This window comes from Geomicrobium sp. JCM 19039, assembly GCF_000698145.1.
Classification (GTDB): Bacteria; Bacillota; Bacilli; order Bacillales; family Marinococcaceae; genus Geomicrobium_A.
Window position 1 is genome coordinate 39,781 of the sequence record NZ_BAXB01000022.1, and the last position, 21,862, is coordinate 61,642.

Sequence of the window (21,862 nt, forward strand, 5' to 3'; positions counted from 1 at the left end):
TGATTGAGGCATTACCTATGATATAATAACACAGACAAGCAATAGAAACGAGGAGATGTCATTGGCGAAATTTCCAACAATTTGTGTATTTGGACTCGGGGCGGGAACGCTTGATCAAATGACACTTTCCACCTACCGACAACTACAAGCGACAGACCTTCTATACTTGCGTACGAAAGCACATCCTGTCGTACGTGAACTTGAGGACCTTCACATCCAAATGGAATCCTTTGATCATATATACGAAGCACATGGAACGTTTGGCCCAGTGTATGAAGCGATTGCCGAGCAGTTAATAGAGAAAGCGAAAGATACGCCTGAGAAGACGGTGTTTTATGCTGTGCCAGGTCATCCACTTGTTGCCGAAGAAACGGTCCAACGTCTGATTGACGCTGAAAGAAAAGGTGAGATCACCTTGACGATTGTGGGAGGACAAAGCTTTTTGGATCCAGTATTTAACGTCCTTCGCATTGATCCCAGTGAAGGGATGCAACTGCTTGATGGTACGCAATTTCGCGGGCGAGATTGGCAAGTAACAAACCATCTCATTGTTACACAAGTGTATGATTCAATCAGTGCTTCCAACGTAAAGCTCGAACTGATGGAGCAAGTTCCAGATGATTATATCGTCAAAGTCGTCGTGAGTGCAGGAAATGATGAAGAATCAGTCAAAGAAGTTCCCTTGTATACATTGGATCATGACTTTGAGATGACGAATCTTGCAGTTGTTTATGTTCCTCCTATAAGCGACCTAGAGGAGCGTTACCACACATTCCAAACGTTACGAGACGTCATTGCAACGTTGCGCGGACCTGGCGGTTGTCCGTGGGACCAAAAACAGACACACACATCATTGAAAAAGTATTTGCTGGAAGAGACGTACGAAGTGTTGGAAGCGATTGATGAAGAAGACGATGACCACTTAGTCGAAGAGCTAGGCGACGTTTTGCTGCAAGTGATGTTACACAGTCAAATCGGAGAAGACGAAGGTTATTTCTCTGTTGATGACGTTATCCGTACCCTCACTGAGAAGATGATTCGAAGACATCCACACGTGTTTCATGAGGATTCACACAGTGAGGACATTACGTCAGAACAAGTCGTGTCGAACTGGGAGCAGATTAAACAGCGTGAAAAAGAAACAGATCAAAAGCTGCTAGATGAGATTCCAACATCCATGCCTGCAATCATGACGTCGTATGAACTGCAGAAAAAAGCGGCCAAAGCGGGCTTTACTTGGCGTGAGGCAGAGCCGATGTGGGAAAAGCTCCAAGAAGAGATCCAGGAATGGCAAGAAGCACTAGCCACAGGGTCTGACACCGAGTCGAAGAAAGAATTAGGTGATGTGTTGTTTATCATCGTCAACCTTGCGAGATTTTACAAACTCCAGCCCGAAGAAGCTTTGCTTATGACAAATCATAAATTTAAAACCCGCTTTTCGTATATTGAAGATCGCTTAAAAGAAGAGAATAAAACGCCAAACGATAGCAATCTAGAGGAAATGGATGCCTTGTGGAGAGAGGCAAAAACCAGGGAGGATCACCGATGAGAATCGATAAATTTCTGAAGGTATCAAGAATCATTAAGCGAAGAACAGTGGCAAAAGAAGTCGCCGGTGCAGGAAGAATTCAAGTGAACGGCAATGCAGCCAAAGCTGGAACAGAAGTTATCCCTGGCGACGAAATTGCGATTCGCTTCGGTAAGAAGACGCTAACGGTGCGGGTCGAATCTACCGCATCTGCAGCACACAAAGACCAAGCCGCTCACATGTACACAACGTTAAATGAACAGTATCATGACGACAACAATAACTAACCTTTCCCCCCTCCTTTGCAGGGGGGATGAATCGACCTAGACAGAGCAAATGCAGGCGAGGTGCAGTGAGAGTTGATGTCGCCTTTGCAGGGGAAGTTAATAAACAACACTGGTCTAAGCAGATCCCTCATAAAGTTATGAAATTCACTCACGTATCAGCTAAGCGTTCCTCTGATCATTCTGGGGGCTTTGAAAAATAATACGTTTATTTCACAGATATCCCGTCATAGAGCTCTCTATGACGGGATATCGTCTTTCTATTTGAGAGATCACTGAAAAATGGCGTCCCGTTCTTAATTAATGAAATAAACAATACTTCAGTTACTCGTTAAGACAATCGTTGTAGGATTTGAATTAGGTAGTGGTCTGCTATGGGAAGATTTCCTCAAGTTTTCTAGCGTAATAGGCTGAAATCTTACCATTGGCCATTCTATGGTACAATTTCTCGTTTCTATGGGAGAATATTCAACAATATGCCTTGTAAAACAAGAAAAATCATACCATAAAACCACCTATGGGAGGATTTTCGTCCCGCGCCCCGAACCAATGCTCAGTCAGCGTATGTGGGGATCCCCTATGATATTCATGTATAACAAGGGAAACACAAGTATATGTTTATGAACGTGCTGAATTGAGTGAATTTCATTAAACAGAGAGCGAACACGAATTATTAATCTCACCAACGTCTATGTTGACGAAGTGTATAGCAATTAGAGGTGTGTACGCTCAATCGACCTCGCTCGGGCCACCACAAATTCTCCATTCCTACATAGCTTGTTCTTTTCCGTACGATTCGTGCATACATTTTGGTAACGAGAGCTGAATATTGAATGCTAGGAGGTTCTTTATGGCTGAATATACGACAAATCAACGTTATCAACCGATGGAATCAGCACATCATGAAGTGGTTATGAAAGGCAGAAAGACGCTCGAAATAAGCGGAGTAAAAGAAGTGCAGAGTTTTGACAGCGAAGAGTTTTTGCTGGAGACGGTTATGGGTTTCTTGTCAGTTCGAGGGCAAGAGCTTCATATGAAGAACTTGAGCGTAGAAGAAGGATTAGTGTCTATCGTCGGGAAGGTCGATGATCTCATTTACGTGGATGCGGGCGGTGCAGGCAAACCAAAAGGGATGCTCGGGAAGTTATTTAAGTGACACTGGCCATTCAATTCCAAACATTTTTGGCCATGTTGGCGGCAGGCTCTTTCATTGCAATTCAATTGGATGTGTATCATCGACTCCTCCCACAACGAGTAAGGTCCAAATGGCCACAGGCCATCTTGGACCTAGGTTTTGGATCGTACAGGCTGTGCTTGTCTTTTACGTATTGTTCAATATGAATGATGGCGAATTGCGGATCTATATTTTCATAGCGATCCTCTTTGGGTTCTGGGTGTATTGGTTAACGTTTCGTCCTGTTTTTCTACAACTGCTAGAGGGAATTATTACTGTTGTTGATGGTATTTATCGATTTATAAGGAAAGTCTTTTATTTGTTCTTATGGCTTCCTGTGGTATGGTTGTATCAAGGAATTGTACATCTATTGAATTTTATCTTGACAGTACTCCACTGGATTGTGGTTCAATTAAGTAAAATCTTGTTCTTTTTTCTCCGACCGATCTATGAACTTGTTCAAGGACCGAAGATCGTGAACAAGGTGAAGACATCTAGTAAACGAATCTACCGATGGTTCTCTCCAAAAGGTGATGATGAAGACGAGCGATAGCCGTCTTCTCTTCGTCTTGGAGGCTCGAAAAGGAGGTACAATATGTCTAAAGATCGCAAAAAGGTGACCGCGATTCATCGGGACAAGCATTATGAGCAAGAACAGGAACGGCTAGCTGCTCGGGAAGCGAGAAGGCGTATTGGGCTTAGGCGCAGATTGACGATGATTGGCATCGTTGGAGCCGTCGTTCTTATTTTTGCGAGTATCGGTCTCGTTTCTCAACAATCGATGATTGATGCGAATGAAAAAGAACAACAGCTATTGGATGAACAGTATGCGGAGCTTCAACTTGAACAACAACGTTTGGAGCAAGAGATTGAGAATTACAATGATATTGACTATATTGCAGAAGTTGCACGTCGTGATCTTTACTTAACTAAACCTGGGGAAACGATTTTCAAAGTTCCGGAGTACGAAGAAGATGAGGAAGACGAAGATTCATAATCACACAACTGTTTTTGCATCATAGAATAGATATCGGGTAAGCTTGGAATACATACGTGTTACGTATGATTTACAATTAATATGAGGAGGAACGTTTCGTCAATGTCGATTGAAACTGGCAATAAGTATCAAGGGAAAGTTACCGGTGTTACAAAATTCGGAGCATTTGTTGATTTGCCTGGAGGAAAGACAGGTCTCGTTCATATCAGTGAGGTTGCCGACCAGTACGTGAAGGACATTAATGAGTTCGTAAAAGTTGGTGACGAGGTTACTGTAAAGGTACTAAAAGTTGAAAATGACGGAAAGATTGGACTGTCCATCCGAAAAGCAACGGATCGCCCGAAACAAGAAGAGAAGCCCCGCAGAAATCAACCGTTTAAGAAGCGAGAACAGACGTTATCTTTTGAAGATAAAATGAATCGTTTCTTAAAAGACAGTGAAGAGAATCTTGCGACCATTCGCAAGAAGAGTGACAATCGAAAAGGCGGTGGCCGCAGGTAACGTGTCTGTTTCATTACTGAGGACGGAACTTGTTCATCTACGTGTATACAGAAGTTCTTTCGAAAGGACTTCTTTTTTTGTTGAAATAGCATTGACTTCTTAGGTCCTACTCGTTATAATTTAGCTTGTCTTGTTTTTGATGGCGGTGTAGCTCAGCTGGCTAGAGCGTACGGTTCATACCCGTGAGGTCGGGGGTTCGATCCCCTCCGCCGCTACCATTTATATTCATCCGTACCCATACACATGTATGGTTTTTTTTATGTCTTTTTTCCCTTCGTTCGAGCCCCATGCGACTGTAATTTGTCGAAACAACCCCCTCTGAATGTGTTGAATTTGCGCCTTCATCATGAAGGTAATGAGCACACATTGCCGTCTGTCTCACGTTTTTAGAATCATATAAAAATTCGTCGAACGATTATTGTCCAACTTTCTCTATTTTGACAAACACCGCGAGCCGATGCGGGTATACTCAACCCACGAATAAAAAAACGGTGGTGGGCGTCTATGTTGCAAAAAGGAACGACAGAGGGGAATTTTGGACGAGCTGTTCCTTACTCAGAGTGGCTCGGTAAGTTAAAACAATTATGGTTACGCTCGGTACAAAAGCTTGAGAAAGGAGCGAATCTTGTTTTTCTCAAGTGGGGGCTTTTGTTATTCATCGTAGGTGTGATGCTTGGCCGGGCGGCAATTCTCTCCGATTTATATCCATTCGCATTGCCGTTCTTTGCAGCTGTGTTCGTACTTCGAAAAAACAAAGCCTTACTTGCTGCGACGGCGGTGCTAATCGGAACGATTTGGGGACTAACGTTCAACGTTCCTTATGTACTGGCCGGGTTGTTCTTATTTCTTGTTTTTTATCAGCTAGTTAGTAAGTACAAAAGCAATACGCGTTGGGCGCTTCCGGCGACCGTGTTTGCCGCCTCATTTATTAGCAGGCTTGCGATTACGTACTTTACGATGGGTACAGTAAGTCAGTATCACCTATTTATGGGTGCGATTGAAGCTGGATTAGCACTTATGCTCACAATGATCTTTTTGCAAAGTTTACCTCTATTGTCACCAAGAAGAAAACAACGGGCATTAAAGAATGAAGAGATTGTTTGTTTCGTCATTCTTATTGCGTCGGTAATGACAGGAGCAATTGGTTGGGTCATCTACGGGTTAGGTGCTGAACATGTGTTAGCCAGATACTTAGTGTTGTTATTTGCTCTTGCTGGAGGAGCAGCGATCGGTTCTACTGTCGGGGTGGTGACAGGGCTAATTCTTAGTCTTGCGACAGTCGTGAATTTATATCAAATGAGCTTATTAGCGTTTGCTGGTCTATTAGGTGGTCTATTAAAAGATGGGAACAAACTCGGTGTCAGCTTCGGTCTGTTTGTTGGAACGGCACTCATTGCTCTGTATGGGCAAGGGCTTGGCAGTGCAGGCATTACCGTCATGGAATCGGTTGCGGCAATTGCGTTGTTCTTACTCACGCCTAAAAGTGCGATTCAGTACTTAGCTAAATACGTTCCTGGTACGGTTGAACACTCCCACGAACAACAACGGTACATGAGGAAAATTCGAGATGTAACGGCGGCTAGGGTAGAACGGTTTTCAGATCTTTTTTCAACGTTATCATCGAGCTTTACAAACGATCGAGAATCCTCACACCTTCAGGATAAGAACGTTGACGGTGATCGATTCCTTGCTGATATTACGTCTTCCACTTGTCAGAAGTGCTTTCGAAAGGAAACGTGTTGGGTGGAACGTTTTGATACAACCTATGATCTGATGGGCCAAGTTATGACAGATATTGAAGAAGATGAACGGGTAAGCACTCGGTCTTATGAAAAATTAAAACGGCATTGCATCTATCCTGACCGTATTGCGAAAACGATGAAAGAACAGTGGGGGCCTCATGAACTTCGAAAAGTATATGCCCGGCAATTAGAAGAGAGCCGGCGTCTCGTTGCCGACCAATTGCAAGGAGTATCGCAAGTGATGGGAGACTTTGCAAAAGAGATTCAAAAAGAAAAAGAAGCGCATGAGCAACAAGAGGAACAAATTCATACTGCGTTACACGACGCCGGCATCGATATTGGACAAGTTGAAGTGTACAACCTCACCCCGCGTGATGTTCGTATTGAAATTGAGCTTGGGGAGCATCTAGGCATTGAGGAAGCAGAGAAGCTCATCGCACCGATGTTATCGGGGATATTAAGTGATCACATTATTGTCGATGAAGAAGAACGGGAAAGGGGAGTAGATGCCTTTAGTAAAGTGAGCTTTGTATCGGCGAAAACGTATACAATTGACCGAGGTTCCGCGACGGTTGCGCAAGGGGGGGCGTGGCTTTCTGGGGACAATCATGCTGCGATGCAGCTTGGGTACGGGAAGTTTGCTGTTGCAATTAGTGATGGTATGGGGAATGGAAAGAAAGCGTACGAAGAGAGCAAAGCGACACTTAATCTTTTAGAAAACCTGTTGCAATCAGGTATTGATGAGAAAGTAGCCATCCAATCGATGAACTCCGTCTTATCGTTACGAGCGGACGAAGAAATGTTTTCGACACTCGATTTAACGATGATTGATTTGCAAACGGCAGACACGTCATTTATTAAGATTGGTTCAATGCCGAGTTTCATTAAACGAGCTGGGCATGTGTTCAGTGTGGAATCTGCAAACTTACCTATGGGCATTATCTCAGAAGCGAACTTTGATGTGGTGACCGAGACGCTACAAGATGAAGATTTATTAATTATGATGAGTGATGGGATGTTTGACGGACCGAAGTTTATTGAGAATAAAGAGCGATGGATGAAGCGCATTATTGCTGAGATGGAGACCGATGACCCGCAAGAGTTATCGGATTTACTTTTAGAAGAGGTCATTCGTGTGAGTGAAGGCACAATTGGAGATGACATGACGGTTGTCGTCACAAAAATTAAAAGAAATACCCCTAGGTGGGCAACCATCCCGATGAATAAATGGAAGCCGCCTGTGTATAAGCAAGCCCAGTAACGTATAGGCACCTCCTTTATCGTCAAAGATGGAGAAAAGACGATGACTCAGATTAGGGAGGAAAAGAGGATGAGTGCAGGCACGTTACGTCAAATTCTGTTATTAACCGATGGGTGTTCAAATGAAGGTGGAGACCCCGCTGCTGTTGCGGCACTAGCAAGGGAAGAAAATATTACGGTTAATGTGATTGGGGTATTAGAAGAAGGAACGTTGAACGAAAAAGCTAGTCGAGAAATTGAATCAATTGCAGAGTCTGGAGGCGGAATTAGCCAAATTGTCTATATGAAACAGCTTGCAAAAACAGTGCAAATGGTGACGAGACAAGCGATGACCCAGACACTTCAAGGTGTTGTGAATAAAGAATTATCACAAATTTTAGGGAAAGACCAAGAGTGGGATGAACTCCCACCAGAAAAACGGGGTGAAGTGATGGAGGTGGTTGACGAGCTCGGCGAGAGTGCCAATCTTGAAGTGGTCATTCTTGTGGATGCCAGTGCGAGCATGCGAAACAAACTACAAACCGTGCAAGAAGCACTCGTCGACCTTTCCATATCGATGGATTCAAGAAGTGGAAGCAACCAGTATACGTTGCTCACCTTCCCAGGCAAGAGAAAAGATGTTGAAACGCTCCGAGGCTGGACGACAGGCATTACAGAGATGACCGGCCTCTTCAATAAAATTGCGGCAGGTGGTATTACTCCGACAGGACCCGCACTTCGGGCAGCCGTCAATGAATTTCGTACGTTGAAAAGAAGGAGTATGATCTTTGATGGAGAAGATGAACTCGACCTCGAAGAACGAGGCTCCTAATTTACCAAAAGGTCAAAAAATCACCGGCAAATGGAACCGAAATAGCTACACAGTCATTCGTCCACTCGGTAGAGGCGCAACCGGAGCGGTATTCTTAGTCGAACAAAATCAACAATATTTTGCGCTGAAAGTCGGTCATAACAGCATGTCCATTACGTCAGAAGTGAATGTGCTCAAGCACTTTGAGAAGGTCCAAGGGCAAATACTTGGTCCTTCTTTTGTCGATGCCGATGATCTTTTCGTGTATGGTGAACGCTTCCCTTTTTATGTGATGGAATATTTGCAAGGCACAACGGTGTTTAAACATGTTGAGCGTCATGGGAAAGAGTGGGCGCCTGTGCTTATCGTTCAGTTGCTTGGGGATTTGTCCCGGTTACACCGAGCCGGTTGGGTGTTTGGAGACTTAAAACCGGACAATTTGATCGTGACAGGTCCGCCATTTCGAATCCGCTGGTTGGACGTCGGGGGAACGACAATTAAAGGTAGAGCGGTAAAAGAGTATACGGAATTCTTTGATCGGGGCTATTGGGGGATGGGTGATCGAAAAGCCGATGAGCAGTATGATCTCTTCTCTGCGGGGATGGTGTTTATCCATCTTTTAAGCAGACAACGGTTTGAGCGAGACAAAGACGGGTGGCAGACGATCTCTAAACATATTGAACAACACGCCAGGTTGCGACCGTACCGACAATGGCTAAAGCGTGCACTCACGGGGTATTATACGAACGCTGATGATATGAGGGTCGCTCTCATGAAGATGATCCAAACGGCAGAGAGCATGGAGTCAACAACCACGTCCCCCCCTAAAAAGAAAGCAAAAAAACCGGCGGCTACGAACACGCGTCGTCCGAAGAAAACCGTGCCGATGGTTGGAATTGTTGATGTAATTTTAGTCATCTCTTTCCTGATCATTACTTCTATTTTATACTTGGTGGGACAATTGATTTAAGATCCGGTAAAGGGCGGTCCAAATGACAACGAAAAATGACAGGTTAATTGAACTGTGCCTCACTGCCGGTAAGCTCATGCTTATGTACGGGGCCGAAACGTATCGTGTGGAAGATACGATGAAGCGGATGGCTGTGGCAGGTGGCATGAGAGACGTGAACAGCTTTGTAACTACGACAGGTATCTTCCTGTCGGGCATGCTTGACGATGATGACGATGTGATGCAAATGATTCGGATCGTTGATCGTTTTCAAGATTTAAGCAAAGTAACAGAAGTGAATCATCTATCTAGAGAATTTGTTTCTGGAAGTATGACAATCCAAGAAGCACGAGCAGAGTTAAAACGCATTGAAAAACAGCCGATGAATTATCCGTTATGGTTGATTTACCTTGCCTCAGCGGTAGGAGGAGGGGCGTTTTCCTACCTCATTGGCAATTCGATGTTTGATATGTTGCCCGCATCGATCGGTGGTCTCGTCTCAACGCTTGCACTCGTTTTGTTTCAGCACTACTTGCAAGCAAAATTCTTCTCTGAATATCTCGCCGCCTTCTTTGGTGGAATTACAGCATTAATTCTTGTTCATTCAGGGTTTGGTACGAATTTGGATCAAATTATTATCGGTTCGGTCATTCCCCTCGTTCCTGGTGTGCCATTAACAAACTCTGTCCGGGACTTGATGGCTGGTGACCTCATCTCGGGGCTGGCACGTGGTGCTGAAGCTGCACTAACGTCATTATCGATCGCAGCAGGTGTAGCGACTGCCGTTTCATTATTTATTTCGTAGACAAGGGGTGTGCAGTTTGATTTGGGAACTCATCATTTGCGGAGTTGCAACGATCGCGTTTGCCATTATCTTCAACATTCCTTATCAGCTGCTTTGGATGATTGGGCTTATTGGGATTACATCTTGGAGCGTGTTTAGCTTCTTACCGGTAACAGGAGTCGGTCCAGTGCCTGCAGCGGCAGTCGCCGCGTTTACTTCTGCACTCATAAGTCATTGGTGCGCACGAAAGAAGCGGGTGCCGGTCACGACATTCACCATCCCAGGCATTATCCCCCTCGTCCCCGGAGGACGTGCATATGAGACGATGTTGGCATTTGTACAAGGGGATTATGTTGAAGGATTGGCTCAAACAGCGGGTACGCTGCTTCAAGCAGGAGCAATTGCAGGTGGATTAGCGTTTGCGTTATCGATTTTTTCAATAGGAAGAGGAGTCGGGCAAAGATATGAAACGAATCGATGATTTTGTTCAGACGAACGATTTAATCACGAAAGATTCAACGATCATCGTAGCTGTTTCGACTGGCGTTGACTCTATGCTGTTGTTAGAATGGTTGCTCCGACGTGAGTCGTTATATAATATACACATTGTAGTGGCGCATGCGCATCATGGGTTAAGAGATGCTTCGAATGAAGAATTGTCATTTATTCGTCACTATTGTGAGCAGCGACACATCAAACTATATACGAAACATTTACACGTACATGAAAAACAAAAGGCAAACAACGACGCTGGCCAATCGGTTCAACCATTGGCTAGAGAGCTTCGCTATCAGTTCTTTGAGGAAGTAATGGAGAAGGAACGGGCGCATTATATTATGACGGGACACCACGGAGATGACCAAGTAGAAACCGTGCTAATGCGAGTGACGCGAGGGTATAGTGGAGGGGGGCTAGGCATTCCGAAAGTGCGTGCGTTTGGACGAGGTCAACTCGTACGACCGCTATTATGCTTAGCAAAAGAGGATATTTATGAACTCGCCCGTGCTGAACAAATTCCGTGGTGTGAAGATGCATCAAATGAGGATCAACACTATACGAGAAATCGATTCCGTCAGGCAGTTCTACCTAAGCTCAAAGATGAAAACAGGCGTTTGCATGTATCTTTCCAGCATTTTGTTGATGACTATGAAGAACAAAGGGTATACATAGAAGCTGAGGCGGAAAAAATATTACAACAATGTGTATTTAAACAAGAAGAAGGTCACATCCTTCACATTCACCCTTTTCGAATCCACCCTATTCCTTTACAACGGCGGGCGTTTCACTTACTATTGAACTATCTATACCGAAACAAAAATGTCTTGGTATCACGGGTACATAGTGATCAATGTCTCCGCCTTTTACATGCCGACCGTTCTTCTGCAGAAATTCAATTGCCGGAAGGTTTGAAAGTGTCAAGGAGCTACGATCAAATTCGATTTACGTACGGAAAGCCTTTTGCGCAACGGCCACAAGAGACCGTCCGTGTGAATGAATGGCCAACGGTCGTACAAACCTCGATTGGCGCGATTACATTTGAACAGACAGAAAAAAGGCGCTCAGCATCGTTGATGGAGTGTCATATTCCTATGGAACACGTGACGGTGCCCTTGTTTGTGCGATCAAGGTTGCCAGGAGATGTCATTCAACCGAAGGGGATGACTGGCACTCAAAAGGTCAAACAAGTATTTATTGATCAGAAGATACCGAAAGAAGAGCGAGCAAGTTGGCCGATCATAACCGATGATCACGGGCAAATTATTTGGATTCCGAAGTTGAAGAACAGCACAATCGCAGAAGAGCAATCACAATCTTCATACATTCGCATGACAATCCAACGAACCGTAAATCTTTGAGTAATGGAAACGAGGGTGTTTAAGTTCGATGAGGAATGAAATTGAAGAAGTATTAATTAGCGCTGAAGAAATTGAGGAAAAGTGCAAGGAGCTAGGTAAGGAAATTACAGAAGAATATAATGATAAGTTTCCTCTATTGATCGGTGTACTTAAAGGTGCATTGCCATTTATGGCGACCTAACCCGCTGCATCGATACACATGTCGAAATTGATTTCATGGATGTTTCTAGCTACGGAAATAAAATGAGATCTTCTGGAGAAGTTAAGATTGTAAAGGATCTAGACGCTTCAGTTGAAGGGCGCGATGTATTAATTATTGAGGACATCATTGATAGTGGTCTCACGCTTAGCTATCTCGTCAGTTTGCTAGAACACCGTGGTGCTAAGTCGGTTAAAATTGTAACGCTTCTCGATAAACCGGAAGGGCGTAAAGTTGATATTGTTCCTGAGCTAGCCGGATTTACTGTGCCGGACGCTTTTGTTGTAGGCTATGGCCTTGACTTTGCAGAGCGTTATCGCAACCTCCCCTATATCGGTATTCTAAAACCAGAAATCTATCAGGACTCTTGATTATGGCTTTTTCATTTAGTGTGATAATATTACCTGTATTGTGTGACAAGCGGGAGGAGGTCTCGAATGAGTCGGGCGGTTAGATATACATTATTTTGGGGTGTCATCGTATTGATCCTTGTTGGGGTCGTTAACATGTTCAACGATGATGTCGGCGATTCAGAAGTGCTGACAACCCAAGAGTTTTTAGAAGTTCTAGATCAAGATGAAATTGTATCAATGACGGTACAACCTGAGTTAGACGTTTACTTCATTGAAGGTGAACTCGCAGGTGGTACTGAAGATGATCCGAATACATTCCAAGCACATATTCTACAATCACAAGTGATTACAGATATGCTTGTTGAAGAGTTTCAAACGAACCTAATCTTATGATGGGGGATTCTGAGCCTGCCCAAGAATCAGGTGGGTGGCTCCAGTTCTTAACAGCAATGCTGCCGTTTATCATTATCTTTATTCTCTTCTTCTTCCTACTGAGCCAAATGCAAGGTGGCGGAAGTCGAGTCATGAACTTTGGCAAGAGTAAAGCCAAAATGTATCAAGAAGATAAAAAGAAAGCTCGGTTTAAAGATGTTGCTGGTGCCGAAGAGGAGAAGCAAGAACTCGTTGAAGTTGTTGATTTCTTAAAAGATCCTCGTAAATTCTCAAACATTGGTGCGAGAATACCAAAAGGTGTGTTGTTAGTTGGACCACCAGGTACAGGTAAAACCCTACTCGGTCGTGCTGTTGCAGGTGAGGCAGGCGTACCGTTCTTCTCGATCAGTGGTTCGGACTTTGTCGAGATGTTTGTTGGTGTTGGTGCTTCTCGTGTGCGTGATCTCTTTAGCAACGCGAAAAACAATGCGCCATGTATCATCTTTATTGATGAGATTGACGCAGTCGGCCGTCAGCGTGGAGCGGGTGTCGGTGGCGGTCACGATGAGCGTGAGCAAACGTTGAACCAGTTGCTCGTTGAGATGGATGGTTTTGATGGCAATGAAGGAATTATTATTATTGCTGCGACAAACCGTGCCGATGTATTGGACCCTGCGCTCCTGCGTCCGGGACGTTTTGACCGACAAATTACTGTCGGTGCCCCAGATGTTAAAGGACGTGCGGATGTGCTTCGTGTGCATGCGAAGAACAAACCGTTGAATGAAGATGTCAAACTTGAAGTTGTGGCTCAACGTACGCCAGGATTCTCAGGTGCTGACTTGGAGAACCTCTTAAATGAAGCAGCGCTCGTTGCTGCTCGTTCGAATCAAACCGATATTCGGATGGTTCATATTGAAGAGGCGATAGATCGTGTTGTCGCAGGACCTGCGAAGAAGACACGAGTCATTTCAAAGAAAGAACGAAACATTGTCGCGTTCCATGAAGCAGGTCATACCGTGGTCGGTGTGAAGCTAGAGAACGCAGATGCAGTTCATAAAGTAACGATTGTCCCTCGTGGGCAAGCGGGTGGTTATGCCATGATGCTTCCTAAAGAAGACCGTTATTTCATGACGAAACCCGAATTAATGGATAAGATTGTTGGTTTGCTCGGTGGGCGGGTGGCCGAAGATGTGATCTTCGGTGAAGCGAGTACAGGCGCTCATAATGACTTCCAACGAGCGACGGCCATTGCCCGTAAGATGGTTACAGAGTACGGGATGAGCGAAAAGCTTGGACCGTTGCAGTTTGGCTCATCAAGTGGCGGTCAAGTCTTCCTCGGTCGCGACATCCAAAATGAGCAAAACTACTCTGATGCGATCGCATTCGAAATCGACCGAGAAATCCAGTCGATTATTAAAGAAAGCTATGATCGTTGTAAACAGATTCTTACCGAAAACAAAGATAAACTCGAACTCGTTGCCGAGAAGTTGCTAGAGCTTGAAACATTAGATGCAGAGCAGATTTATTCTCTTGTTGAGGATGGGAAGTTGCCGGAGAACCATCACTCCAATCAAAAGCAATCTGATGCAATTGAAAGCTCATCAACACAAGATCATGTCGACGATGAGAATGTTAAGGTGAACATTCATTCGAAAGAAGAAGAGCCACCTGTTGACGAAGACGTATCTAAAGATGATGAAGCAACAAATGAATCCACTCATGAGGATGAGAAATCATCAGATGAGGATGACCGAAAGTCGTAAACGATGAAGAAGAGGGATGTCATACCGGCGTCCCTCTTTTCTTATGAATGCTTAGAGGAAACGGGGTGAACGGATGGAACTTGTCATTGATGTAGGGAATACACATATTGTGTTTGGGGTATACGAGGGTGAAGAGCTCCTTCATTATTGGCGGCTCACGACGAATCAAAATCGGACTGAAGATGAATATGGAATGCTCATGCAAACGTTGCTACAGAACGAAGGCGTGTCCTCTAAAGATATACGAGGCGTGATGATTTCTTCAGTCGTTCCTTCGCTCATGTTTGCGCTTCAACATATGACGGAGAAATATTTTCAAACAGAAGCAATGGTTGTCGGCCCTGGAATTAAGACGGGATTGAACATATTGTATGATAATCCAAAAGACGTCGGAGCCGACCGGATTGTTAATGCGGTTGCAGCCATTCGTGAATACAAAGCACCGTTAATCATCGTTGATTTTGGAACGGCGACAACGTTTTGTTATATTGATGAGCGGGAAAATTATGTAGGTGGGGCCATTGCTCCAGGGATTTCTATTTCAACCGATGCACTGTATTCTCAAGCGTCAAAACTTCCGCATATTGAAATTCAAGAACCAAAGGCAGTGGTCGGTCGGAATACGATTACGGCGATGCAATCAGGCATATATTATGGGTATGTCGGGCAAGTTGATGGCATTGTAGGTCGGATGAAAGCAGAAGCTAAACGTAAGCCGCAAGTTATTGCGACTGGAGGCTTGCCCGTATGATCGGGCGCTCCGCGTCATCGATTGACATTATTGACCCGTTCCTTACGTTAAAAGGACTCAAACACATCTATGATATAAATGTTAACCGAGACAAAAGGAGAGAAATCGATTGAAAGACTACCTTGTAAAAGCATCAGCATACGATAACCAAATCCGAATTTATGCAGCCGCAGCAACGAATATGGTAAATGAGGCAGTTGGGCGGCATGGAGTGTGGCCAACTGCAGCGGCGGCTCTCGGGCGAACCATGATCACAGGTACGATGATGGGCGCGATGCTAAAAGGGGAAGACAAAGTGACAATTAAAGTAGAAGGCGATGGACCGGTAGGGCCGATCATCGTTGATAGCGATGCTCACGGCAATACTCGTGGTTATGTATACAACCCTGCTGTTCATTTTGACTTAAATGCAAACGGAAAGCTTGATGTCGCCCGAGCTGTAGGAACAAATGGTCATATCGCGATCACGAAAAATCTTGGAATGAAAGAGCAGTTTACAGGTCATTCCCCGATCGTTTCTGGAGAGCTAGGGGAAGATTTCACGTATTACTTTGCGAAATCTGAGCAAATCCCGTCATCGGTTGGTGTCGGAGTCCTTGTGGATACCGACCATTCGATTAAAGCCGCGGGCGGCTTTATATTGCAAGTCATGCCAGGAGCGGATGATGCGACGGTGACGAAGGTGGAACAGCAAATTGGGGCGATGCCACCTGTGTCTAAGCTCATTGAACGTGGCGATTCTCCAGAGCAAATCATCGCTACCGTAACAGGTGGGGAATACAAAAAACTTGAGACGATGGATGTTGCATTTAAATGTGAGTGTTCCCGTGAACGAATTGCTAGAGCCATAGTCAGTCTTGGTTCTGATGAGATTCAATCGATGATTGAAGAAGACGGCGGGGCAGAGACGCAGTGTCATTTTTGTAATGAGAAGTATGACTTCAACGAAGTTGACTTACAAGAGCTCAAAGACGAAGCTAACGCACATTAATGGGCGCAGGAAACAATTGACAGAAAATTGCCCTTCCGTTAGAATGGAGCTAATACCAATAAAAATACTTGGGATTAATTTTGAGGAGGCTATCATTCATGAGTAAAGTTGCAAATTCTGTTACTGAGTTAATTGGCGATACACCGCTTGTAAAGATCAATCGACTCACTGGGGAAAATGATGCAGATGTGTACCTCAAACTGGAATACTTCAATCCAGGTTCTTCGGTGAAAGACCGTATTGGCTTGGCGATGATTGAAAGAGCTGAACAAGATGGTAAGATTTCACCAGGTAAAGATACAATTATTGAACCGACGAGTGGGAATACAGGAATTGGCCTTGCGATGGTCGCGGCTGCTAAAGGTTACCGGTCGTTACTCGTTATGCCGGAGACGATGAGTCAAGAGCGCCGAAACCTTCTCAAGGCTTATGGCGCTGAGCTTGTGCTTACACCTGGACCTGAAGGTATGGGTGGAGCGATTCGAAAAGCGAAAGAGCTTGCCGACGAGAAAGGTTATTTCATGCCGCAACAGTTCGAAAACCAAGCGAATGTTGATATTCATCGGGAAACGACAGGTAAAGAGCTGTTAAAGCAAGTGGACGGTCAAATTGACTCATTTGTTGCTGGTATTGGAACTGGCGGTACGATCACAGGAGCTGGTGGGTTGCTGAAAGAAAACTTCCCGAACGTAAGAATTGTCGCCGTAGAACCTGCTGATGCTCCTGTTTTATCTGGAGGTCAAAAAGGACCCCATAAGATTCAAGGAATTGGCGCCGGTTTTGTTCCTGGTATTCTAAACACAGACATTTATGATGAGATTACTCAAGTGACGACTGAACAAGCATTTGAGTTTGCGCGACGTGCAGCGAAAGAAGAAGGGGTGCTCGGGGGAATATCCTCAGGTGCGGCCCTTTACGCAGGACTTGAAGAAGCGAAGAAGCTTGGCAAAGGCAAGAAAGTAGTCGTTGTGATCCCTTCAAACGGAGAACGGTACTTGAGTACTCCGTTATATCAATTTGATGACGAGTAAAGAAACGTATCAGTAGCGGCTCCATTTAGGGGTCGCTTTTGTTTTTGTATACAAGATGATAAACTATGGAGATAGTAAGATGAGTAGAGTTTAGCTGAGCTGAGGAGGAAATTAGTATGTTACTTATGATTGATAATTATGATTCTTTCACGTACAACCTTGTACAGTATTTCGGTGAGTATGGTGAGGACTGCCGGGTATTTCGTAATGACGAAATTACACTTGAAGATATGATCGAGCTCGGGCCAGAGCGTCTTGTCATTTCTCCAGGACCGTGTTATCCCGACCAAGCAGGAATTAGCTTAAAAGCTATCGAATATTTCAGTGGTAAAATTCCTGTGTTAGGTGTCTGTCTTGGTCACCAAGCGATTGGGCAAGTGTTTGGAGGTTCTGTGAAACAAGCACCTCGGTTAATGCACGGTAAGACATCATCATTAATTCACGACAATAAAGGGTTGTATAAAGGAATACCGCAAAATACAAAAATCATGCGTTATCACTCGTTGACCGTTGATCAAGATACACTTCCCGACAGCCTGCTCCCAACGGCTTGGACTGAGGAAGGTGAGCTCATGGGCTTTCGCCACCGCGAGCATCCAACAGAAGGGGTGCAGTTCCACCCTGAGTCAATTATGACAACAGAGGGAAAACGAATGATGCAGCAATGGTTGCAAACAGAAGCTACATTAGCTCCTGCCGCACCGTGATGGCATGTTGTTAGATAGAAAGGAAGAAGGCATATGACACCAACCGATGCGATGAGTTGGGGAAAGTGGCAGCTAGACTTTACGAAGAAGACACTCATCATGGGTGTGTTGAATGTCACCCCAGACTCCTTTTCTGATGGAGGGCGATACGAAGCGGTCGATGTAGCTGTGGCTCAAGCTAAAGCTATGGTTACTAACGGTGCAGATGTTATTGACATCGGTGGGGAGTCGACTCGGCCGGGATTCACTCCTGTCTCGCAAGTAGATGAAATCGGACGAGTACTACCTGTCATAGAAGCGCTTAATGGAGAAGTTGATGTACCGATTTCCATTGATACGTATAAAGCTGAGACAGCTAGGCGAGCCATAGAAGCAGGGGCAGCCATCATCAATGATATTTGGGGAGCGAAATACGACCCAGAGATAGCGAAGGTTGCAGCAAAAACAGGCGTGCCGATTATCCTTACTCATAACAGACAATCGTTAGAGTATGCACATTTCATGGACGACGTGATTCGTGATCTTCAGGAGAGTGTACAAATATGTGTTCGAGCCGGTGTTCAAACCGACCGTATCATTATCGATCCGGGCATCGGGTTTGCCAAATCTTATGAACAGAACTTAGAACTGATGCGGCGGCTGAATGAGCTTACAAACTTAGGCTTTCCAATTTTGCTTGGCACGTCTCGGAAGTCCTTGATTGCACAGACGTTACACACGCCACCAGAGGACCGCTTAGAAGGTACAAGTGCAACGATTGCCCTCGGTATTGAGCGTGGATGCCATATTGTGCGTGTGCATGACGTAAAAGAAATGGCGCGAACCTCAAAGATGATGGATGCGATGTTAGGAAAAGGGCAGGTGAACCCGGTTGGATAAAATCTTTGTTAATGGAATGAAGTTTTATGCGTATCACGGGGTTTTTGAAGAAGAGAATCGTCTCGGTCAACGCTTTGAAGCCGATGTGGTATTAGAAACTGATCTCAAGCCCGCTTCCGAAACGGACAACTTAGAGAAAAGTGTTGATTATGGCGAAGTATACCAAATTACGAAGAAAGTCGTAGAAGGACAGGCGTATGATCTCGTTGAGTCCATTGCTGAAGATGTTGCTTCAGAGTTACTTTCATCTTTTACAATTGTTCAGCGTGTGACTGTTAAAATCATTAAGCCTGACCCACCGATCCCTGGTCACTATAATTACGTAGCCATTGAAATTGTGAGGGAAAAATGATTAACACAGCTTATATTGCTCTTGGCTCAAACATTGAACCAAGAGCAGACTACTTAAACCGAGCACTAAGTGAAATAAATCAACATGAACACGTGCAGATGAAACAAGTATCTTCTATATACGAAACAGAACCCGTCGGTTACACTGAGCAGTCTGAGTTCTTAAATATGGTCATTAGCGTGAACACTTCGTTGCGACCGGAAGAACTTCTTCTTTTTTTGCAAAAGGTAGAGCAACATCTACATCGTGTTCGAGAAATTCGGAATGGACCGAGAACAATTGACCTTGACATTCTTCTCTTTAACGATGAGAATATTGAATTGGAACAGTTGTGTATCCCACATCCTCGCATGCAAGACCGGGCATTTGTGCTCGCTCCGATGCAAGAAATTGCTCCTTTTGTTCAGATACCAACTCTTAATACATCAATAAGGCAGTTGTATACAGCTTTACCGGAACGATTAAGAAAAGGGGTATTATTATGGAAACAGCAAGGACAGGAGGAAGAGTTCGGGCTTTTCGAAAGCTGAAAGGCTTTACTCAGCAAAGTTTCGCTGATCGTATGCACATGTCTGTTTCTGTCGTTGGAGAAATCGAAAGAGGAACACGTGTTGCAGAAGATGATTTTATTGAACGAGCGTCGGATCTTTTGGGAATACCTGTGAATGAACTGCTCGGGGAGAATAAATAGCGTGGAACGGATCTCGACATAGAACAGGGTATGTTCATCATTTTCATGTTGGGTTGTAACGGTGTTATTAGAGGACGATTTTCCTTGTAGTAATGGTTAAAGCATTTGTACTTACGCAACTGTCAGTGAAGACTGGCAGTTTTTCAATATGATTTCTTAAAGGAGATGTTTGTAATGTCAGATTCAGAATTACAGCAAAGCGACCAAAGGCTTGTCCGGATTGAGAAGCTCGAGCGCTTACAAGAAGAGGGGTACAATCCTTTTGGTACGCGATTTGAACGCACGCACACAACAAGCGAGCTACAAGACGCCTATGATGAATATAGTAAAGAGCAACTCGCTGAAAAAGAGGATGAGGCACACGTTACAATCGCCGGCAGAATTATGACGAAAAGAGGAAAAGGTAAAGCTGGCTTCGCTCATGTTCAAGACTTGCAAGGGCAAGTTCAACTGTATGTTCGCAAAGACCAAGTTGGTGAAGAGCAATATGAGAAGTTCCAAACCATTGACATTGGAGACATTGTTGCGGTTGAAGGGGTTCCTTTTAAAACGAACGTAGGCGAACTATCTGTAAAAGCAAAAGACTTTAAGATAATGACGAAGTCACTTCGTCCTTTGCCAGACAAGCATCATGGACTTAAAGATGTTGAGCAACGCTACCGACAACGGTATTTAGATCTCATTGTCAATCCAGATGTAAAGGATACGTTCGTTTTAAGAAGTAAGATCTTACAATCAATGAGAAGATATTTAGATGACCAAGGGTTTTTAGAAGTAGAGACCCCAACGATGCACCATATTCCTGGTGGAGCAAGTGCCCGACCATTTATTACCCACCATAACGCTTTAGATATAGAGCTGTACATGAGAATTGCTATTGAACTCCATTTGAAGCGGTTAATTGTTGGAGGAATGGAGAAAGTGTATGAAATCGGCAGGGTGTTTCGGAACGAAGGCGTATCCACCCGTCATAACCCTGAATTTACAATGATTGAGTTGTATGAAGCTTATGCGGACTATAAAGACATCATGAACCTCACTGAAAACCTGGTCGCTCATATTACTAAGCAAATCCATGGTTCAACGACAGTCCAATATGGAGAGCATACAATCGACCTTTCGACGGGATGGCGCCGAGTTCATATGGTAGACATCATTAAAGAAGAGACTGGTGTAAACTTATGGGCAGACTTAACGGATGAAGAAGCGAGACAGCTTGCGAAGGAGCATGGGGTTCATGTCGAGAAACACATGGGCTTTGGCCACGTCGTGAATGAGTTTTTTGAACAACTCGTTGAAGAGAAGTTAATCCAACCTACATTTGTGTATGGGCAGCCACTTGCAGTATCACCGCTTGCTCAGAAGAATGCAGAGGACCCAAGATTCACAGATCGATTTGAGTTGTTTATTGTAGCTAGAGAACATGCTAATGCGTTTACAGAGTTGAACGATCCAATCGACCAACGCGCCCGATTTGAAGAGCAGGTGCTCGCTAAAGAACGAGGGGAAGATGATGAAGCCCATCCACTAGATGAGGATTTCTTAGAGTCGCTCGAGTATGGAATGCCACCAACGGGTGGACTAGGAATAGGGATTGACCGTCTGGTTATGCTGCTAACAAACTCAGCTTCTATCCGAGACGTTCTATTGTTCCCTCAGATGAAAAGTAAAGATGAATAGAAGAACGAATCCAGTAGTGAATATTCACTACTGGATTTTTTAGATTTTCTCTTGCACACGTTTTACGGAGATGATATATTACTATTTGTCCCAAAAACAACCGAACAAAAACACGAAAAAAACAATATGAAAAAATATTGACGTGCCTATCGGTTGGTGGTAGTATATTAAGAGTCGCCGCAAGAGAGGCCGAAACACCGACAGTAACAACAAAAAAGAAACAAAAAA

Annotated in this window: 21 protein-coding genes, 1 tRNA gene and 3 pseudogenes; all 25 read left to right on the top strand. The window is 44.4% G+C overall.

Features of this window, described 5'->3' with window-relative positions; genetic code table 11:
* Positions 1–55: 55 nt before the first annotated feature.
* The 25 genes and pseudogenes from mazG (at position 56) to lysS (ending at position 21,634) form a co-directional block, all read left to right on the top strand.
* Positions 56–1,549 carry a nucleoside triphosphate pyrophosphohydrolase gene (mazG, locus tag JCM19039_RS17115; RefSeq protein ID WP_042429461.1) on the top strand — a complete coding sequence of 498 codons (1,494 nt, stop codon included), beginning with the start codon at positions 56–58 and terminating at the stop codon, positions 1,547–1,549.
* Positions 1,546–1,815 (top strand): RNA-binding S4 domain-containing protein, encoded by a 270-nt coding sequence (locus tag JCM19039_RS17120; protein WP_042402396.1) that lies wholly within the window; start codon positions 1,546–1,548, stop codon positions 1,813–1,815. Before mazG ends, JCM19039_RS17120 begins: the two co-directional genes overlap by 4 nt.
* Before the next feature lie 847 nt (positions 1,816–2,662).
* Positions 2,663–2,968: a sporulation protein YabP gene (gene yabP, locus JCM19039_RS17125; RefSeq protein WP_042429463.1), complete on the top strand. Its 306-nt coding sequence runs from the start codon at positions 2,663–2,665 to the stop codon at positions 2,966–2,968.
* Between the two features lie 32 nt (positions 2,969–3,000).
* Positions 3,001–3,539: pseudogene (yabQ, locus tag JCM19039_RS22490) on the top strand (spore cortex biosynthesis protein YabQ).
* 42 nt (positions 3,540–3,581) lie between these two features.
* Complete coding sequence (locus JCM19039_RS17135) at positions 3,582–3,983, top strand: septum formation initiator family protein (RefSeq protein ID WP_042429465.1); 402 nt, start codon at positions 3,582–3,584, stop codon at positions 3,981–3,983.
* Between the two features lie 102 nt (positions 3,984–4,085).
* Positions 4,086–4,484: a S1 domain-containing RNA-binding protein gene (locus JCM19039_RS17140; RefSeq protein WP_042402405.1), complete on the top strand. Its 399-nt coding sequence runs from the start codon at positions 4,086–4,088 to the stop codon at positions 4,482–4,484.
* 141 nt (positions 4,485–4,625) lie between these two features.
* A tRNA-Met gene (locus tag JCM19039_RS17145) sits at positions 4,626–4,702 on the top strand.
* A 286-nt stretch (positions 4,703–4,988) separates the two neighbouring features.
* Positions 4,989–7,487 carry a stage II sporulation protein E gene (spoIIE, locus tag JCM19039_RS17150; RefSeq protein WP_042429468.1) on the top strand — a complete coding sequence of 833 codons (2,499 nt, stop codon included), beginning with the start codon at positions 4,989–4,991 and terminating at the stop codon, positions 7,485–7,487.
* 69 nt (positions 7,488–7,556) lie between these two features.
* Entirely contained in the window at positions 7,557–8,297 is a 741-nt protein-coding gene (locus tag JCM19039_RS17155; RefSeq protein WP_042429470.1) for a VWA domain-containing protein, read from the top strand.
* On the top strand, positions 8,257–9,246 hold the full coding sequence (locus tag JCM19039_RS17160; RefSeq protein WP_042429472.1) for a hypothetical protein: 990 nt from the start codon (positions 8,257–8,259) through the stop codon (positions 9,244–9,246). The genes JCM19039_RS17155 and JCM19039_RS17160 overlap by 41 nt, the downstream gene beginning before the upstream one ends.
* A gap of 22 nt (positions 9,247–9,268) precedes the next feature.
* Entirely contained in the window at positions 9,269–10,030 is a 762-nt protein-coding gene (locus tag JCM19039_RS17165) for a threonine/serine exporter family protein (protein WP_042402412.1), read from the top strand.
* Positions 10,031–10,037: 7 nt separating this feature from the next.
* The gene (locus JCM19039_RS17170; RefSeq protein WP_307189820.1) at positions 10,038–10,490 is read left to right on the top strand and encodes a threonine/serine exporter family protein; all 453 of its coding nucleotides are present in this window, start codon (positions 10,038–10,040) and stop codon (positions 10,488–10,490) included.
* Positions 10,474–11,865, top strand: a complete 1,392-nt coding sequence (gene tilS / locus JCM19039_RS17175) for a tRNA lysidine(34) synthetase TilS (RefSeq protein ID WP_042429475.1) — start codon at positions 10,474–10,476, stop codon at positions 11,863–11,865. Before JCM19039_RS17170 ends, tilS begins: the two co-directional genes overlap by 17 nt.
* A 28-nt stretch (positions 11,866–11,893) precedes the next feature.
* Positions 11,894–12,435, top strand: a pseudogene (gene hpt / locus JCM19039_RS17180) (hypoxanthine phosphoribosyltransferase).
* 66 nt (positions 12,436–12,501) lie between these two features.
* On the top strand, positions 12,502–12,810 hold the full coding sequence (locus JCM19039_RS28155; RefSeq protein WP_042429477.1) for an ATP-dependent metallopeptidase FtsH/Yme1/Tma family protein: 309 nt from the start codon (positions 12,502–12,504) through the stop codon (positions 12,808–12,810).
* Positions 12,807–14,552, top strand: coding sequence for an ATP-dependent zinc metalloprotease FtsH (gene ftsH, locus JCM19039_RS17190; RefSeq protein WP_081834585.1), 1,746 nt, complete (start codon positions 12,807–12,809; stop codon positions 14,550–14,552). Before JCM19039_RS28155 ends, ftsH begins: the two co-directional genes overlap by 4 nt.
* Positions 14,553–14,625: 73 nt before the next feature.
* Positions 14,626–15,416, top strand: a pseudogene (locus JCM19039_RS17195) (type III pantothenate kinase).
* Positions 15,413–16,294, top strand: a complete 882-nt coding sequence (hslO, locus tag JCM19039_RS17200; protein ID WP_042429479.1) for an Hsp33 family molecular chaperone HslO — start codon at positions 15,413–15,415, stop codon at positions 16,292–16,294. The pseudogene JCM19039_RS17195 and the gene hslO overlap by 4 nt, the downstream one beginning before the upstream one ends.
* A gap of 98 nt (positions 16,295–16,392) precedes the next feature.
* Positions 16,393–17,325 carry a cysteine synthase A gene (cysK, locus tag JCM19039_RS17205; protein WP_042429482.1) on the top strand — a complete coding sequence of 311 codons (933 nt, stop codon included), beginning with the start codon at positions 16,393–16,395 and terminating at the stop codon, positions 17,323–17,325.
* 116 nt (positions 17,326–17,441) lie between these two features.
* A complete protein-coding gene (locus JCM19039_RS17210) occupies positions 17,442–18,032 on the top strand; it encodes an aminodeoxychorismate/anthranilate synthase component II (protein WP_042429484.1) in 591 nt (196 codons plus the stop codon).
* Positions 18,033–18,065: 33 nt separating this feature from the next.
* Positions 18,066–18,911 carry a dihydropteroate synthase gene (folP, locus tag JCM19039_RS17215; protein WP_152550250.1) on the top strand — a complete coding sequence of 282 codons (846 nt, stop codon included), beginning with the start codon at positions 18,066–18,068 and terminating at the stop codon, positions 18,909–18,911.
* The gene (gene folB / locus JCM19039_RS17220; protein ID WP_042402434.1) at positions 18,904–19,263 is read left to right on the top strand and encodes a dihydroneopterin aldolase; all 360 of its coding nucleotides are present in this window, start codon (positions 18,904–18,906) and stop codon (positions 19,261–19,263) included. The genes folP and folB overlap by 8 nt, the downstream gene beginning before the upstream one ends.
* Positions 19,260–19,793: a 2-amino-4-hydroxy-6-hydroxymethyldihydropteridine diphosphokinase gene (gene folK, locus JCM19039_RS17225; protein ID WP_042429487.1), complete on the top strand. Its 534-nt coding sequence runs from the start codon at positions 19,260–19,262 to the stop codon at positions 19,791–19,793. The genes folB and folK overlap by 4 nt, the downstream gene beginning before the upstream one ends.
* Positions 19,745–19,954, top strand: coding sequence for a helix-turn-helix domain-containing protein (locus tag JCM19039_RS17230; protein ID WP_042402440.1), 210 nt, complete (start codon positions 19,745–19,747; stop codon positions 19,952–19,954). Before folK ends, JCM19039_RS17230 begins: the two co-directional genes overlap by 49 nt.
* Before the next feature lie 174 nt (positions 19,955–20,128).
* Positions 20,129–21,634 (top strand): lysine--tRNA ligase, encoded by a 1,506-nt coding sequence (gene lysS / locus JCM19039_RS17235; protein WP_042429490.1) that lies wholly within the window; start codon positions 20,129–20,131, stop codon positions 21,632–21,634.
* Positions 21,635–21,862: the final 228 nt, after the last annotated feature.

Bases quoted from the DNA above. Each gene is read 5' to 3' on its own strand.
- mazG (WP_042429461.1), top strand. From the start codon at position 56: ATGTCATTGGCGAAATTTCCAACAATTTGTGTATTTGGACTCGGGGCG.
- JCM19039_RS17120 (WP_042402396.1), top strand. From the start codon at position 1,546: ATGAGAATCGATAAATTTCTGAAGGTATCAAGAATCATTAAGCGAAGA.
- yabP (WP_042429463.1), top strand. From the start codon at position 2,663: ATGGCTGAATATACGACAAATCAACGTTATCAACCGATGGAATCAGCA.
- JCM19039_RS17135 (WP_042429465.1), top strand. From the start codon at position 3,582: ATGTCTAAAGATCGCAAAAAGGTGACCGCGATTCATCGGGACAAGCAT.
- JCM19039_RS17140 (WP_042402405.1), top strand. From the start codon at position 4,086: ATGTCGATTGAAACTGGCAATAAGTATCAAGGGAAAGTTACCGGTGTT.
- spoIIE (WP_042429468.1), top strand. From the start codon at position 4,989: ATGTTGCAAAAAGGAACGACAGAGGGGAATTTTGGACGAGCTGTTCCT.
- JCM19039_RS17155 (WP_042429470.1), top strand. From the start codon at position 7,557: ATGAGTGCAGGCACGTTACGTCAAATTCTGTTATTAACCGATGGGTGT.
- JCM19039_RS17160 (WP_042429472.1), top strand. From the start codon at position 8,257: ATGGAGAAGATGAACTCGACCTCGAAGAACGAGGCTCCTAATTTACCA.
- JCM19039_RS17165 (WP_042402412.1), top strand. From the start codon at position 9,269: ATGACAACGAAAAATGACAGGTTAATTGAACTGTGCCTCACTGCCGGT.
- tilS (WP_042429475.1), top strand. From the start codon at position 10,474: ATGAAACGAATCGATGATTTTGTTCAGACGAACGATTTAATCACGAAA.
- JCM19039_RS28155 (WP_042429477.1), top strand. From the start codon at position 12,502: ATGAGTCGGGCGGTTAGATATACATTATTTTGGGGTGTCATCGTATTG.
- ftsH (WP_081834585.1), top strand. From the start codon at position 12,807: ATGATGGGGGATTCTGAGCCTGCCCAAGAATCAGGTGGGTGGCTCCAG.
- cysK (WP_042429482.1), top strand. From the start codon at position 16,393: ATGAGTAAAGTTGCAAATTCTGTTACTGAGTTAATTGGCGATACACCG.
- JCM19039_RS17210 (WP_042429484.1), top strand. From the start codon at position 17,442: ATGTTACTTATGATTGATAATTATGATTCTTTCACGTACAACCTTGTA.
- folP (WP_152550250.1), top strand. From the start codon at position 18,066: ATGACACCAACCGATGCGATGAGTTGGGGAAAGTGGCAGCTAGACTTT.
- folK (WP_042429487.1), top strand. From the start codon at position 19,260: ATGATTAACACAGCTTATATTGCTCTTGGCTCAAACATTGAACCAAGA.
- JCM19039_RS17230 (WP_042402440.1), top strand. From the start codon at position 19,745: ATGGAAACAGCAAGGACAGGAGGAAGAGTTCGGGCTTTTCGAAAGCTG.
- lysS (WP_042429490.1), top strand. From the start codon at position 20,129: ATGTCAGATTCAGAATTACAGCAAAGCGACCAAAGGCTTGTCCGGATT.